Below are 15,454 nucleotides of genomic sequence, written 5' to 3' on the forward strand. Positions count from 1 at the left end.
ATCGCATCAAGGTGACGAAGTAATGCTTGCTAGGTACACTCGGTTTTTAAATCTCGAGGACGCCTAATGAAAACTCTATCTTGTGAAGTCACCCCAATTGATCTTAATACTTGGCCTCGTAAACAGCATTTCGCTTTCTTTAAAGAATTTTCTCTGCCTTTTTTTAATGTGTGTGTGTCGCTCGACATGGCGGCTCTTTACAACAAGTGCAAAGCAGAGCCGTATTCGTTCTTTCACAGCTATGTCTACCTAACGCTTGAAGCATGTCATGACTATGCGCCAATGCGTCAACGTATAGTTGATTCTCTACCTGTGCAGTTGTCATCGGTAAGAGGAAGTGTGGTCGAGCTTGCAGAAGATGAAACATTCCGCTTTAGTTATTTTGAAAAACACGCCTCGATTGAAGACTTCTCAAAACACGCCATTGCAGTGGGTAAAACAAGTAAAGCAAAACCATTTTTCTCTGATGCATTTGCTGCAACAGAAGGGCAACCTGATCTTATCCATATATCAGTGCTACCGTGGTTAAATTTTACTGGTTTTTCTCATGCTGTGAGTGAAGGTCATGGTCTTGGCATTCCTAAATTTGTATTTGGTCAGTTTGACTTACAAACTGGCAAGATGCCGCTATCAATCGATGTGCATCACGCGTTGATGGATGGCTTACATGTCGCACGTTTTGTAAAACTACTGCAAGAAAAAATTAATGATTTTTGTAAATGATTGTTGCTAATTGTGATTAAACTGAGTAAAAATTAGCACTTAGGTAGTATTTGCTCAGTTGGTTGAATTTTCGCTTATTCTGCAAAACTATACACAGTAATAATGATAATAAATATCAAGGTTTTATTTTATGGCGCGGGTAATCTGCTGTGTGTTGTTATTTTTAAGTTTTGGGCTTATAGCCAAACCGGCACGGCTGTCATTAACAGATTACTTCACTGAAACATGGAGCACTCGCTCTGGCCTACCGCATAACAGTATCAATAGTGTTAGCCAAACAAAAGATGGTTATATTTGGGTGGCAACGTGGGAAGGCTTAGCACGTTTTAACGGACGAGAATTTAAACTTTTTACCCGCACAGAACTTCCAGGTTTACCTGACTCAGGTCTACGCAGTTTGATTGCCACAGAGAACGGAGATTTGTACATAGTCGGTGCTCGTGGAGGAATTGCGAAAAGGTCGCAAGGTCATTGGCAGGCACTCCCAGCTTCATCAACAATGGTAAATCATGCCCTTATTACAAAAAGTGGAGAGCTTTGGCTCGCTTTAGAGGGGCAAGGTATACTTTACCGCTCATCTGAACAAGCGCCTGAACAACAGCTACTAGATAAGCTAAGTGTGTATCGATTATTACAAGATAATGATGGTGTTATCTGGGCAGCAACAAGTGATGGCTTATATAAAATTATCAATAAAAAAGTCAGTAAAGTTAGCTCAAATTCAGGTTTACCTGATACATCCGTTTTTACTTTATTACTTACCCAATCAGGTGATTTAGTTGTAGGAACTGAGAGTGGAGCCTGGAAAAAGCAACACGATGTATTTGTTTCCATAAATGATATTTTAAACAATGAATCAATATCGAGTTTGCTTGAAGATGCAAAAGGGGACTTATGGTTTGGCACCATTAATAAAGGTGTTTTTAGGTTAAGTGAGCGAGGGCTCGAGAACCTAGATGCGGATGATGGATTGCCTAACAACCGGATCTTATCTCTTTGGCAAGATCGTGAAAAAAGTATCTGGGTTGGTACTAATGCAGGACTGTTTAGATTACGAGAAGCGCCATTTACCAACTGGAGTCAAAGTCGGGGGTTGGCATCTGATTATGTCAGAACAGTTCTTTCCCACTCCGATGGCAGTGTATGGGTTGGAAGCAGTAATGGGCTCAACCGCATTGAGAAGGGTGAAATTAGCACTTTAAGACAAGCTTATGAACGTGATCCTTTATCGGTGTTGAGTTTAACCGAAGATAAAAAAGGTGATGTTTGGTTAGGCACGTATACAGCCGGCTTAATGAAAGTCGTTAATAGTAAAATTTACCCTGTAAAAAATAGAAAAAACGGTTTAATCAGCAATGAAGTTCGTTCGTTACTTTTTGATTCTGAAAATAATTTATGGATAGGTACTGCCAGTGGTTTAACAAAGTTAAGCGAAGATGGGCAAGTGTATTCTTATACATCAGAAAATGGTTTAGCGGGTGACTTTATTATAGCCTTGGCGGAGGACACTCAAGGTCGATTATGGATTGGTACCGGAGTCGGTGTGTCAATTTATACACCGTCTGAGGACCGTTTTGCCACTATCACTTTTCCAGAATACTTTAGCACTGAATATGCGTTTGGCTTTTATGTAGACGATACCGATATGTGGTTAGCCACTGACAGAGGGTTGGTTCGTTATAATATGCTAAACGACACAATGGCACTATTTGGTCGTCAAGAAGGGCTACCTGTCGATAAATTATTTCAGATAGTTGAGCAAGGTGGCTCACTTTGGTTGACAAGTAATAGAGGTATTATTCAGGTAAACAAGGCGCAATTAGTCGCATTTTTAGATGAGCCTGACCGCGTTAATCCACTTACTGTGTCCATGCAACTCTATGATGAAGGTGATGGCATGCTGAGCGCTCAAGCTAATGGAGGCTCAACACCTGCAGCAACACTTCACTCTGATGGGCAAATATGGATTGCTACCGCCCGTGGTGTTGCTGTCGCGACGCCTGAGCGGCTAAAAGAAGCCAGTACACGTCAATTATCCACCGTCATTGAAAGCTTTGATGTGGATGGCAGAGCGGTTACATTGCCACCAAGTAATGAAGTGCTTAACTTGTCGCCAGGTATTTCTCGGGTGTCTTTTAATTATGCGGGGCTGAGCTTTATTATGCCTCAGCGACTTAACTATCAGACCCAACTGAGCGGTTACAATGAACAGTGGGTTGATAGAGGGCGCTTGGCTATTACTGAATACACGAATTTAGCGCCAGGTGAGTATACCTTTAAAGTGCGTGCCGGCTATCCCAACAGCGATTGGCAAGATAACGAGCAAGTTTTACGCTTTAGAATAGCCCCTTATTTTTGGCAGAAGACAAGCTTCAAACTTTTAATCGTTTTTGCCTTTATTCTAATAGCTTACAGTATTTATAAATTTCGTTTATACCACTATAAACGGATTGAAATAGAGTTAACCGAAAAAGTAGAGCAACAAATGCATGACTTGAAAAAGCAAGCGGATGCATTTGCACATTTGGCTAATCATGATCAGTTAACTCAGTTGCCTAATCGACGCGCTTTCGACGTTTGTTTGTCACAAAGTTTTGATAAATTTAGAAAAGAGAATAAATTCTTCTCTATTGCGATCATGGATATTGATCATTTCAAGTCAATTAACGACAATTTTTCTCATCTAATAGGTGATAAAGTAATTTGTGAAATAGCACGCTTACTCACTTTAAATTGTACCCATATAGGTCAAGCTGCTCGCTGGGGTGGCGAGGAATTTACGCTCTTATTCCCAGAAAAAACAGCAAAAGAGGCGGCACGAGTATGTGATGTTATTCGCCTTGAGATTGCAAACTATGATTTCTCGCATATCGCCAGTGGTTTGTCTGTTACGGTTAGCTTTGGTTTAGCTGACAGCCAAAGTGCAAGTGATTACGATCGGCTTTTAGCACAAGCTGATAAGGCATTATATTGCGCCAAATCCGCAGGACGAAATCAGGTTGTTATTTACCGCAATGAATAATTAGTTCCTCAATCAGTTATTGATTACAAAATAAAATGTTTTATTTTTGTACACGTTTTCGGCTTCAAGGTGGTGTTATTAAAGGTACATTACTTACGTTAATGTTTACATAAAAATATAAAATTAACAATTTATTCACTTTTGATCTACATTTTTGTTCCCCGTATGGGGTTTTATAAAAGGGAACAAAAAGATGAATAAAAATTTACTAACACTTGCGGTTACGACTGGACTTGGTTTTTCTTCTATAGCGTTTGCCGGTGTGCATAACCATGAAACGTTTGAATTTTCAGACCAAGCAGTAGAACAACTGAATCTTAATTCATTATTAATTATGGATGACCAAACATTTGTATTTAATAATGACCTATTAAATGAGGACTGGGATAACTACTTCGCGTCGTATGCCCCTGAACTTCAAAGTAAACAAGCTTTTATACTACACTGGGCTGGCTATTATAGTATTAACCCAAAAGTGATTTTGGCACTGATTGAACAGCAAAGTGAGGGACTCTCTGATCCTTCGGTTGAATTAGAAAGCGTGTTTAAAAATATCTCTGACAAGCAAGGATTTGAGGAGCAGGTTAAAGACGTTGTATTTAAATTAAGTCAACGTTTCTATGCCTTTAAACACTGGCAAGAGCAAGCCGTAAAGCATGATAAAAACTCAAACTCCATAAAGCATTTAATTAGGCCTTCACAAGTGAGTACTGCCGCTACAGCTGCGCTTGCCAGCATGATGAGTAAGCAGCACAATCTGCATGCTCAGGCAAATGATTCTTTAACTCGCTTCTTAGATATATTCGAGCAACTATCACCCGATCAGTCTCTTATTTTGAACACAGACCAAGTTACGTTTTCAGGGGAAGAGCAGTCGGTTCAAGCCACATTTACTATGAACTTACCTTGGTCTCAAGGGTATTATTGGTATAGTGGTGGAGCGCATTCAAACACTGGCTCAGGTTATCCTTATTCTTCATTAGACTTTAACAATGGTTCTGGTGGATGGGGAAGCAATACGCCTTGGGTTCAAGCCGCACATGGTGGGGTCATCACTCGTTTTTCGTCATGTAATATACGGGTAACGCACTCAAGTGGCTTTGCAACTAATTATTACCACATGTCTAACTTACAATATAATAATGGTGACACTGTGCAGCCAGGAACGTTGCTAGGTCGTTATGCGAATAGTTATAACCAAGCACTGTGCGAAGGCGGACAATCGTCTGGTCCACACGTACACTTCACTTTATTACAAAATGGTCAGCAAGTTTCATTACATAACCGTTATATCAGTAATTACCGTATTGATGTTGGTAATAGTAACTATGATTCAAATTGTAATAACTTTTATTTTGAGCGCAATGGACGTAGAACCTGTGCTTGGCAACCCTTATACCGTTAATGATGGTAAAAGCCGTGTTTAACACGGCTTTTAATGTTCAATTAATTTATCAAGTATTGATCTTTTCTTGTTTGCACACATTTAACTACTAAGACCGTTTTTTAGGCGATGGTAATGCTTAACCTATTTTTGTTACTTTCCTTAGTTATTTTTATTGTGTGTTATTGGCGCTGGGATGATATTAGAAATCATTTTTGGCAAAAAAAATACCATCGTTTTGCTCTTAACTCACAGCAAAAGAATTTGTTGCTAAAGTACATGCCCATCTACCAAAGAATGACCGACGCCGATCGTGAAAAGCTGGAACGACATATCGTTTGGTTTTTAAATGAAAAACGTTTTATTGGTTGTGATGGCTTAAAACTTAACGAATCTATGAAGCTGATAGTTGCTGCTGATGCGTGTTTGTTAGTGCTCAATAAACCCTGGCCTTTGTACCGTAATGTAAGAGAAGTTTTATTGTACCCTAGTGCTTATTATGCGCCCGAGACTTCGCGAGATGGTGCAGGTTTAGTAAGTTATCACAACGCTGTTCGTCAAGGAGAGTCATGGCCTGGAGGTACATTAGTGCTTAGCTGGCATGATGTACTAGAGGGGAATCGCCTGCCAAGCGATGGTCATAATTTAGTGTTTCATGAATTTGCCCATCAACTAGACCAAGAAACGGGTAAAACCACAGGTACACCGCTGCTTGCCAGTAATGAAGATTACCAAAAATGGGCAAAAGTATTTAGTCGCGCGTTTAATCAACTCAAAACCCATTTAGCTTACGGTATGCCACATGTTATTCATAGTTATGGCGCGACCAATGAAGCTGAGTTTTTTGCTGTCATCACCGAAACCTTTTTAGAAAAACCCGCTGAACTGAGACAATTTGATCCTGAAATTTATCACTTGCTAGTTGGCTATTATCAGTTTGATCCCATTGCGTGGCATTAGTCGACTATTTACGTCTGTTTAACACGAATCACTGGAATCTTGCTATGCTATTTGGTGCAATCTTAAAAGTGTGCAAAAACAATAAAAAGTGAGATTTCAATGAAGAAAATGCTTCATACAGCCCTAGCTGTATCGATTTCACTTGCTCTAACTGGGCAAGTAGTGGCGGCAGAGCAATCAAATGATGACAAATGGCAGGTGGACGCACCAAAAGGCCAATTCCTAGACGCTAAAATTAGTGTTGAGCAGGGCACGTGGATGAATGTGGATATTAGCCCTGATGGTAAAACTCTGGTGTTTGACCTACTTGGCGATATTTATACCATGCCAATGTCGGGTGGTACTGCAACGCAATTAACCAGTGATATTGCATGGCAAATGCAACCACGCTTTAGCCCTGATGGTAAGCACATTGCGTTTACTTCAGACCAAGGTGGTGGCGATAACATATGGGTTATGGATTTAAACGGTGAAAACCAGAAAGCAGTAACGAACGAAACATTTCGTTTGTTAAATAGCCCTGCTTGGAGCCCTGATGGTGACTACTTAGTTGCGCGTAAGCATTTTACTGCAAGCCGCTCTTTAGGGGCTGGTGAAGTATGGCTTTACCACAAAGCGGGTGGTAAAGGTGTACAGCTAACTGCACGCGAAAATGACCAAAAAGACTTAGGTGAACCAATGTTCTCACCGGATGGTCGTTATGTGTATTTCTCGCATGATGCAACGCCGGGTAAAACATTCCATTACTCTAAAGACTCTGTAGCGGGTATTTATAAAATTAAACGCTATGACCGTGAAACCGGTGAGATTGAAACAATTATTGATGGTATGGGTGGGGCTATTCGACCTACACCTTCACCAGATGGTAAAAAGCTTGCGTATATCAAGCGTGATGACTTCCAAACTAGCTTGTATTTATATGATCTGCACACCGGTGAGCATACAAAGCTTTATGGTGAGCTTGAGCGTGATATGCAAGAGACATGGGCTATTCATGGCGTATACCCAACAATTGCTTGGACACCAGATAACGAACAACTGGTCTTTTGGGCGGGTGGGTCAATCCATAAACTAGATGTCGATGATAAGTCTGTCTCGGCTATTCCATTTAAAGTTGAAACTAATAAGCAAATTCAAAAAGCCGTGCGCTTTACACAGAATATTGATAGCGACAATTTTGATGTGAAAATGCTGCGCAATGTACAAATCTCACCGGATGGTGAAACGGCTATTTTTGAAGCGCTAGGTCATATTTATAAACGTGATTTAGAGTCTGGCAAAGTGAAGCGCTTGACTAAGCAAGACGATCACTTTGAATTATTTCCGCAGTTCTCACGTGATGGTAAGAAGATTGTTTACACCACATGGGATGATAACGAACAGGGCTCAATCCGTGTTGTATCTGCGCGCAGTGGCCGTGGCGATACGATTACTAAAGAACCAGGTAAATATGTAGAGCCAACATTTAGCCCAGATGGTAAAACGGTTGTTTATCGTAAAGCGTCTGGCGGCAGTATCCTTAACCCGACATGGTCATTAGAGCCTGGTATTTACTCAGTAAGTGCTAAAGGCGGTGATTCAACACTTATCACTAAATCAGGTTATCAGCCGCAATTTGGTGCAGCGAACGACCGTATATATGTGATGAGTCCTTGGCCAAAGCCAACATTAAGTGTTGTTGAACTTGAATCAAAGCAAGTTCGTAAACTTTATGAATCAGAGCATGCAACAGAGTTTAGAGTATCACCGAATGGTCAATACTTAGCGTTTGCAGAGCGTTTTAAAGTATTTGTTACGCCATTTGTTGAGCGCGGCAAAACCATTAATATTGGCCCGAAAGATAGCCAATTCCCAATTGAGCAGCTTTCTGTTCGCGCGGGTGAGAACATCAGCTGGAGTGGCACAAGCGATAAACTTTATTGGAGCTTAGGCCCTGAGTTATATCATGCAAGTCTAGCGGGTTTATTTGATATTAACCAAAATGAAGAGACTGATTTTAAAGTTAAAAGCGGCGACAACATCGGTTTTACAAAAACCATGGCGGAGCCTAACTCAGTCTTTGCGTTCACTGGCGCGCGCATTATCACCATGAACGGTGAGCAGGTTATTGAAAACGGCGTTATTGTAACTGATGGTAAGCATATTAAAGCGGTTGGCAGTAAAGACAGTGTTGCTATTCCTAAAGGTGCTGAGGTAATTGATGTAACCGGCAAGACGATTATGCCAGGGATTGTTGATGCGCATGCGCATGGCTCGCAAGGTAGCGATGAGATCATTCCACAGCAAAACTGGAAGAACTTAGCAGGTTTAGCGTTAGGTGTAACAACGATTCACGATCCATCAAACGACACCACTGAGATTTTTGCTGCAAGCGAAATGCAAAAAGCAGGCATGATTGTCGGCCCTCGTATTTTCTCCACAGGTACCATTTTATATGGTGCGAATATGCCAGGTTACACGTCGCATATTGATTCGTTAGAAGATGCCAAATTCCACCTTGAGCGCTTAAAGAAAGTGGGCGCGTTTAGTGTTAAATCCTATAACCAACCACGCCGTGAACAGCGCCAGCAAGTGATTGAGGCAGGTCGTGAACTTGAAATGATGGTTGTGCCAGAGGGCGGTTCATTACTGCAGCACAACTTAACCATGGTGGTTGATGGTCATACGGGTATTGAGCACTCAATTCCTGTTGCCAATATCTATGATGATATTCGCCAGCTTTGGTCACAAAGTGATGTAGGTTACACACCGACACTGGGTGTCGCATACGGTGGTATTTGGGGTGAAAATTATTGGTACGATAAGACCGATGTGTGGAATCACCCACGCTTAAGTAAGTTTGTGCCAAAGAATCAGCTTTTACCTCGCTCAATGCGTCGTGTTAAGGCGCCCGATCATCACTATAACCACTTTAACAATGCCCGTGTTGCCAAAGAGCTGCAAGACTTAGGTGTTTTAGTGAACCTAGGTGCTCACGGCCAACGTGAAGGTTTAGCCGCACATTGGGAAATTTGGATGTTTGCGCAAGGTGGTATGACACCACTTGAAGCAATTCGTGCAGCAACCTTAGATCCTGCTAAATACATTGGCCTTGATAAAAATATCGGTTCACTTGAGGCGGGTAAGCTTGCCGATTTAATCGTTATTGACGGTAACCCGCTAACGAATATTCGTGATACAGATAAAATCGATTACACCATGATTAATGGTCGTTTATTTGATGCAGCAACCATGAACGAAGTGGGTGAAAAAAAACGCGAAAAGTTATATTTTGAAAAAATCTAACATAGCGAAAATCTAAACTGAAAGCGGCCATAGTGCCGCTTTTTTTATTGTTTATTCATTGTTTTAAATGAGGAAACTGTTTAATTCCTACCAGTTTTGCTTGGCAGATCATACCCTCAATGAGCGTCATCAAATAGTGGCTGTACGAGCCCAACTGCGAACTTTCCATGTTATTACACGCTGATAAACGCTGTTTTATTAACTGCTGCACTGCCATTTTATGCTCTTTGCAGGCTTGATTAATTGGGTTGGCAGGATCAGCAAATTCGGCTGCAGTGTTAATAAATAAACAGCCATTAAAATCACCTAATTCAGTCACCTCAGAATTAAACCACGCTTCATGGCAGCTGATCAAAGCGACTTTAAATTCTTCAATAGTTGTTTGCTTGCTGGTGGCTTGCGTTAACCAATTTAAAAACCTGTTATGTCGCTCACTAAGGCACGCTAGTAATAGTTCATCTTTACTTACGAAATGGTGGTACATGGTTTTTTTAGCGACACCCGCGACACTAATAATCTCGTTTATTCCCACACTATGAATGCCTTTTTGATAAAAAAGTGACAGGGCGGTCAAAATAATATGTGTTCGTTTATCCATAACAAGATCTCAATTGGCGACTAATGATAGCTTGACAGAAGTAGACCGACTTGTCTACCATTTGCCGAGTAGACAAATCGGTCTACTTTTAGGAGGCGTTATGGAAAATAAGGTGAGTAAAGCGGCTATCGCAGGTGTAATTGCTTGTATGGCAATTTTTGTGTTGGCCTATTTACAGCAATTAGGAAATTACGGTATTTGGTTGATGGCACCATTTGGTGCAACTGCGGTGTTGGTATTTGGTGTACCACACAGCCCGCTTGCGAAAGCGAAAAATGTCATCGGAGGGCACCTTTTGACTGCATTAATTGGCGTTGTATTTGTAAATTATGTCGGTGTAGGGCCTGTTGAAATTGCTATCGCCACAGGGCTGGCAATCAGTCTCATGATGTTGACAGACACAATACATCCCGCGGCAGGGGCAAATCCAATTTTGATTATGCAATCTTTGCAAAGTTGGGATTTCTTAGTAATGCCTGTATTGATTGGCACTATTTTTATTGTGCTATTTGGTTATTTTAGTCAATGGCTATTAAATATTCAGCTGGATGAATATAAAAAAACCACTAACGAGTAGTGGTTTTTAAAATTATTAAGTGTAAGTAAATTACACAACACCACGTGGTAAACGACAATCGTGGTCTTTTTCAGCTAGGTTAACGATCCAAAGTTCTTCAGCTTTGTAACCATCATCGTTTGCTTTAACAACAGTGAATGATGCTTTTTTTGCTGTTTTAGCTGGCGCAGCGGTTTTAGTTTTGGTTTTTTTCGCTGGGGCTTTTGGTGCTTCTTCTGCCTTAGGCTCAGCTGTTTTACCAGAAGTAAGCTCTTCAGTCAGCGCTGCAACATCGGCTAGGCGCAAGTTTTTGCCACCATCGATGCTATACCAACCAGGTTTTGTAGTAATTTCAGGTTTCTTACCATTCGCTGCTTCGTATGCTGCTTCGAAGGCATTTAACACTTCTGTTTTGTCTAGTTTGCTCATCAGAGACCCTATACGTTGTAAACACAGATTAAGAATATATATTTATACCTATTTTCAGCTTACTTTTCAATTTTTTGCGATTTTCCTTCCATTTTTCGCTCATAACCGCCAAAATTTGCACAAAATAGAGGGTTGGAGAACGGTTTTATATGCAACGCAAACAATTTACTCAATTACTAAATGACATTCTTAAGCCTGAATTAATCGCTGATTTCTGCCCCAACGGTTTACAAGTTGAAGGCGCGAGCGAGGTAAAAAAAATAGTAACGGGTGTAACAGCAAGCCAAGCATTGATTGATGCAGCGATAGCCGAAAATGCAGATACAATTTTGGTACATCACGGCTACTTTTGGAAAGGGGAGTCGCAGTCAATTACGGGTATGAAAAAACGCCGTATTGCAGCGCTTTTAAAGAATGATATTAATTTATATGGCTATCATTTGCCGCTAGATATACACCCCGACATTGGTAATAACGCGCAATTGGCAAAGTTACTCGATATTGAGTTTACTGCTGGGCTTGAATCCGGTCCTAATAGTGTGCCAGTAAAAGGGCGTTTAAAAACACCATTAACGGGTGAAGAATTTGCCGACAAAATTGCCCAAGTACTCAATCGCGCACCGTTAACAAGCTTAGTTAGAGAAGAGAAAATTGACACTATTGCTTGGTGTACTGGTGGTGGGCAAGGGTATATTGATTTAGCTGCCTCGCAGGATATTGATGCTTATTTGACAGGTGAAGCATCTGAACAAACGATTCACAGCTCACGTGAACAAGGTATCGATTTTTTTGCAGCAGGTCACCATGCGACAGAGCGCTATGGCATTAAAGCTCTGGGTGAGTTATTAGCTGAGCAGCATGGTTTTGATGTCACCTTTATTGATATCGATAACCCTGTCTGATTCTATGGAGACTACTGCGCCTTTGCATCAAAGCAGTGGCGCATATTTCACGGGCCAATGGACTGAACCAGCAAGGGAGCATAAAAGCCCATGTAACCATGTCAGTTACATGAGCTTTTATTAACGGCCGTTATTTTGTTTACAGGTATTTAAAAAGTGGCGATAAACAGGGTTATCTTTCATATTTTTTTTCATTGCTAAATACATCGGGCGTGTTAACCCTAACGCACCTAACGGAATCGATTTAATAAGCCCTTGGCTTTCATAAGGGGTCACTAACCAATCGGGCAAAGCCGCAACCCCCATACCAGCACTCACCAACTGGAAAATCAATAAGCCTTGGTCAACCGTTTTCAGCGTGCCATCGAATCGTGCATTTTGGATAAAATGTTTAAAGATATCTTGGCGTTCACGTGGAATGGGGTAAGAAATTATCGTTTCGTTTTTTAAATCCAGTGCGGTGACATAGGCTTTTTTGGCCAGTTCATGATCAGGTGAAACAATCAGTTTTAACTTAAAGTCGAATAAGTGTGCGTATTCTAATTTGTCTGGCTCACGGATATCAGAGGTGAGTACTAAGTCCAGTTCATCATTGATTAGATCAGGAATAGCGTCATAACTAAAGCCTCTTTCATAATCGACTTTAATATCTGGCCAAAAGTTGTTGAACTCTTTTATAGTCGGTAATAGCCAGTGAAAGCAAGCATGGCATTCGACACTTAAGCGCAGGTTTGAAATTGGCTGATTAAGGCTTTCTTTTAAACGGCATTTTGTCGCTTCAACACGCGGTAAAACTTCGTTTGCTAACTCCAGTAACAGCATACCTTGTGGCGTGAAGCGCACAGGCTGCGTTTTACGCTCGAAAAGTTGACAGTCTAATTTATTCTCAAGATCTTTAATTTGATGCGATAAAGCCGATTGCGTTAGAAACAACTCTCGGGCTGTATTGACCAAAGATCCTGTTTCTTTAAGGGTTGCTATGGTTTTTAAGTGTTTAATATCGATCATCTTTAAAAAATCTCATGAAAAATGTGAGTCAAACTCAGATTATGGACATAGTACGCCTACAATTATGTTTTTTCAACGTCTAGACGTCTAAAGTTTCAGAGGAATTTTACCTCATATTTACAATATACTTTTATTAATCAAATTGACAGCGTTGTCATTTATATTTTACTTAAATTATTTTTTAAATCCATGAAATTACCTCAAGTTGAAACTGAGAAAGCATCAGTTGAATTAGGTTTATCTCATCGCTAATGTTTTAGACATCTAAACAGCTAAATGGAATGGGTATGGCACAATTACATAATTTAGGCTTTCCTCGAATAGGAAAGAAACGTGAGTTAAAGTTCGCAATAGAATCTTATTGGGCAGGAAAAATAAACCAGCAAGTATTACTCGAACGAGGTAAGTCTATTCGACAAGAAAACTGGGCACTACAAGCTAATGCCGGTATTGACTTACTGCCTGTAGGTGACTTTGCTTGGTATGATCATGTTTTGAATACATCACTTTTGGTGGGAGCAATTCCAAAGCGCCACTATAGTGAGGAAGGTAACGTTGACTTAGATACACTTTTTAGAATTGCTAGAGGGCAAGCGCCTACTGGATGTCAATGTGCGGCAAGTGAGATGACAAAATGGTTTAATACAAATTATCACTATATTGTTCCTGAGTTATCGGAAGATCAAACATTCGCACTGACTTGGACTGAACTATTTGAGCATGTGCAAGAAGCTCATCAATTAGCCCACAAGGTGAAGCCTGTGTTGGTTGGCCCTGTGACTTATTTACATTTGGCTAAGCCTGCAGGAAAGCCGTTTGATACGTTATCATTACTAGAAAAGCTTTTACCTGTCTATCAACAGGTATTAGCTAAGCTTGCGAAGCTGGGTGTTGAGTGGGTTCAAATAGATGAGCCTGTTCTTGCCTTAGAATTAAACTATGGCCAGCGAAAAGCACTTAAAACAAGTTTTGCGACGCTTTCAGGACAAGGTGTGAAGTTACTACTTGCCAGTTATTTTGACTCAGTAAATGATTATGTTGCCGATATAGCTAATTACCCTGTAGACGGTGTGCATTTTGATTGTGTTGCAGGAAATAACGATATATCAAAGCTTGATACCTTAATCACACAGCAACAGGTACTTTCACTGGGTATTATTGACGGTCGTAATATATGGCGCAGTGATTTAACGCAAAAGTATTCTGTATTGCACGCGTTAGCTAAAAAAAGAGGCGATAACCTGTGGCTTGCGCCATCTTGTTCGTTGCTTCATACACCTGTCGATTTAGACCAAGAGCAGCAATTAGATAGTGAAATAAAATCGTGGCTTGCTTTTGCCAAACAAAAAGGCGAAGAGTTACAACTATTGCGTAATGCGCTTAACACAGGGCAAACACAGTTGCTGTATGATTACAGTGAGCCAGTTAAGAAACGTTTAATATCAGCAAGAGTTAATAATCAAGATGTACAAAACCGTCTGAGTACACTAACTAACAAAGATGCTAAACGGTCTAGTCCATTCTCAGTTAGAATAGCCAAACAGCAAAGCGCACTTGGGCTACCTTTACTACCGACCACCACGATAGGATCTTTCCCGCAAACTCAATCGATACGTAAAGCACGTAAAGAATTTAAAGCGGGGGTTTTGCCTGCTGCTGAGTATCGTCAGCAGATGGAAGCAGAAATTCGCTATGCTGTTGAAGAGCAAGAGGCGTTACAGCTCGATGTTTTGGTGCATGGTGAGGCAGAGCGTAACGATATGGTTGAGTACTTTGCGGAGTTTTTGCAAGGCTTTGCATTCACCCAATTTGGGTGGGTACAAAGTTATGGCACGCGTTGTGTAAAACCCCCGATTATTTGGGGCGATGTGTCGAGAGAGCAATCTATGACAGTTGAATGGGCGCGTTATGCACAATCTCTAACAACGAAGAAAATGAAAGGCATGCTAACGGGTCCAGTGACTATTCTATTTTGGTCATTTATCCGTGATGATTTAGATAAACCTACCATTGCTAAGCAGATAGCATTAGCGCTTCGTGATGAAGTTGTCGATTTAGAGCAAGCTGGTATAAAGATAATTCAAATCGATGAGCCCGCTTTTAGAGAAGGTATGCCATTAAAATCAAGTGACTGGCAATCGTACTTGGACTGGGCTGCTTATGCATTTCGTGTTTGTGCATCGAAAGTGGCAGATGAAACACAAATTCATACTCATATGTGTTATGCGGAGTTTAACGACATCATAGCGGGTATTGCAGACATGGATGCAGATGTCATCACGATAGAAACATCTCGTTCAAATATGGAGCTATTAAAAGCATTTGAGGATTTTGATTATCCGAATGATATCGGGCCAGGGGTGTATGATATTCACAGCCCAAATATCCCCGATATTGCTTGGATTAAGAACTTAATTCACAAAGCGGCTAAAAAAGTGCCAGTAGAGAGGCTCTGGGTCAACCCTGACTGCGGTCTAAAAACCCGCGGTTGGGAAGAAACACGCTTAGCATTACAAAATATGGTTACTGCCGCTAAAGAGTTACGCCGAGAGTTAGGCTAACCTCATAAACATACTAAGCCTAAGTA

11 protein-coding genes are annotated in these 15,454 nt (G+C 40.8%); 8 read left to right on the plus strand and 3 right to left on the minus strand.

The window, feature by feature from the left end:
* Positions 1-66: 66 nt before the first annotated feature.
* The 5 genes from L0Z67_RS06555 to L0Z67_RS06575 all read left to right on the plus strand — a co-directional run bounded on the left by L0Z67_RS06555 (position 67) and on the right by L0Z67_RS06575 (position 9,374).
* A complete protein-coding gene (locus L0Z67_RS06555) occupies positions 67-723 on the plus strand; it encodes a CatA-like O-acetyltransferase (RefSeq protein WP_237127621.1) in 657 nt (218 codons plus the stop codon).
* A 130-nt stretch (positions 724-853) separates the two neighbouring features.
* Positions 854-3,745 (plus strand): two-component regulator propeller domain-containing protein, encoded by a 2,892-nt coding sequence (locus L0Z67_RS06560; RefSeq protein WP_405128608.1) that lies wholly within the window; start codon positions 854-856, stop codon positions 3,743-3,745.
* Positions 3,746-3,938: 193 nt separating this feature from the next.
* Positions 3,939-5,150, plus strand: coding sequence for an elastinolytic metalloprotease pseudoalterin (locus L0Z67_RS06565; protein ID WP_405128609.1), 1,212 nt, complete (start codon positions 3,939-3,941; stop codon positions 5,148-5,150).
* A 114-nt stretch (positions 5,151-5,264) separates the two neighbouring features.
* Entirely contained in the window at positions 5,265-6,089 is an 825-nt protein-coding gene (locus tag L0Z67_RS06570) for a M90 family metallopeptidase (protein ID WP_193988645.1), read from the plus strand.
* A 99-nt stretch (positions 6,090-6,188) separates the two neighbouring features.
* Positions 6,189-9,374 carry an amidohydrolase family protein gene (locus L0Z67_RS06575; protein ID WP_405128610.1) on the plus strand — a complete coding sequence of 1,062 codons (3,186 nt, stop codon included), beginning with the start codon at positions 6,189-6,191 and terminating at the stop codon, positions 9,372-9,374.
* 55 nt (positions 9,375-9,429) lie between these two features.
* Here L0Z67_RS06575 and L0Z67_RS06580 read toward each other — a convergent pair whose 3' ends face one another.
* Positions 9,430-9,972, minus strand: a complete 543-nt coding sequence (locus tag L0Z67_RS06580) for a TetR/AcrR family transcriptional regulator (RefSeq protein ID WP_405128611.1) — start codon at positions 9,970-9,972, stop codon at positions 9,430-9,432.
* Between the two features lie 100 nt (positions 9,973-10,072).
* On the opposite strand from L0Z67_RS06580, the gene L0Z67_RS06585 reads away from it, so the two are divergent.
* Positions 10,073-10,549 carry an HPP family protein gene (locus tag L0Z67_RS06585; protein WP_062570706.1) on the plus strand — a complete coding sequence of 159 codons (477 nt, stop codon included), beginning with the start codon at positions 10,073-10,075 and terminating at the stop codon, positions 10,547-10,549.
* A 30-nt stretch (positions 10,550-10,579) separates the two neighbouring features.
* Here L0Z67_RS06585 and L0Z67_RS06590 read toward each other — a convergent pair whose 3' ends face one another.
* On the minus strand, positions 10,580-10,957 hold the full coding sequence (locus L0Z67_RS06590; RefSeq protein WP_062570707.1) for a hypothetical protein: 378 nt from the start codon (positions 10,955-10,957) through the stop codon (positions 10,580-10,582).
* 149 nt (positions 10,958-11,106) lie between these two features.
* Between L0Z67_RS06590 and L0Z67_RS06595 the strand changes: the two genes are divergently transcribed.
* Positions 11,107-11,859 carry a Nif3-like dinuclear metal center hexameric protein gene (locus L0Z67_RS06595; RefSeq protein WP_062570708.1) on the plus strand — a complete coding sequence of 251 codons (753 nt, stop codon included), beginning with the start codon at positions 11,107-11,109 and terminating at the stop codon, positions 11,857-11,859.
* Positions 11,860-11,979: 120 nt separating this feature from the next.
* Here the strand turns inward: L0Z67_RS06595 and L0Z67_RS06600 are convergent, their stop codons facing one another.
* Positions 11,980-12,867 (minus strand): LysR substrate-binding domain-containing protein, encoded by an 888-nt coding sequence (locus L0Z67_RS06600; protein ID WP_062570709.1) that lies wholly within the window; start codon positions 12,865-12,867, stop codon positions 11,980-11,982.
* Positions 12,868-13,154: 287 nt separating this feature from the next.
* On the opposite strand from L0Z67_RS06600, the gene metE reads away from it, so the two are divergent.
* Entirely contained in the window at positions 13,155-15,428 is a 2,274-nt protein-coding gene (gene metE, locus L0Z67_RS06605; RefSeq protein ID WP_405128612.1) for a 5-methyltetrahydropteroyltriglutamate--homocysteine S-methyltransferase, read from the plus strand.
* Positions 15,429-15,454: the final 26 nt, after the last annotated feature.

This window comes from Pseudoalteromonas sp. PB2-1 (assembly GCF_045040605.1).
GTDB classification, from domain to species: domain Bacteria; phylum Pseudomonadota; class Gammaproteobacteria; order Enterobacterales; family Alteromonadaceae; genus Pseudoalteromonas; species Pseudoalteromonas arabiensis.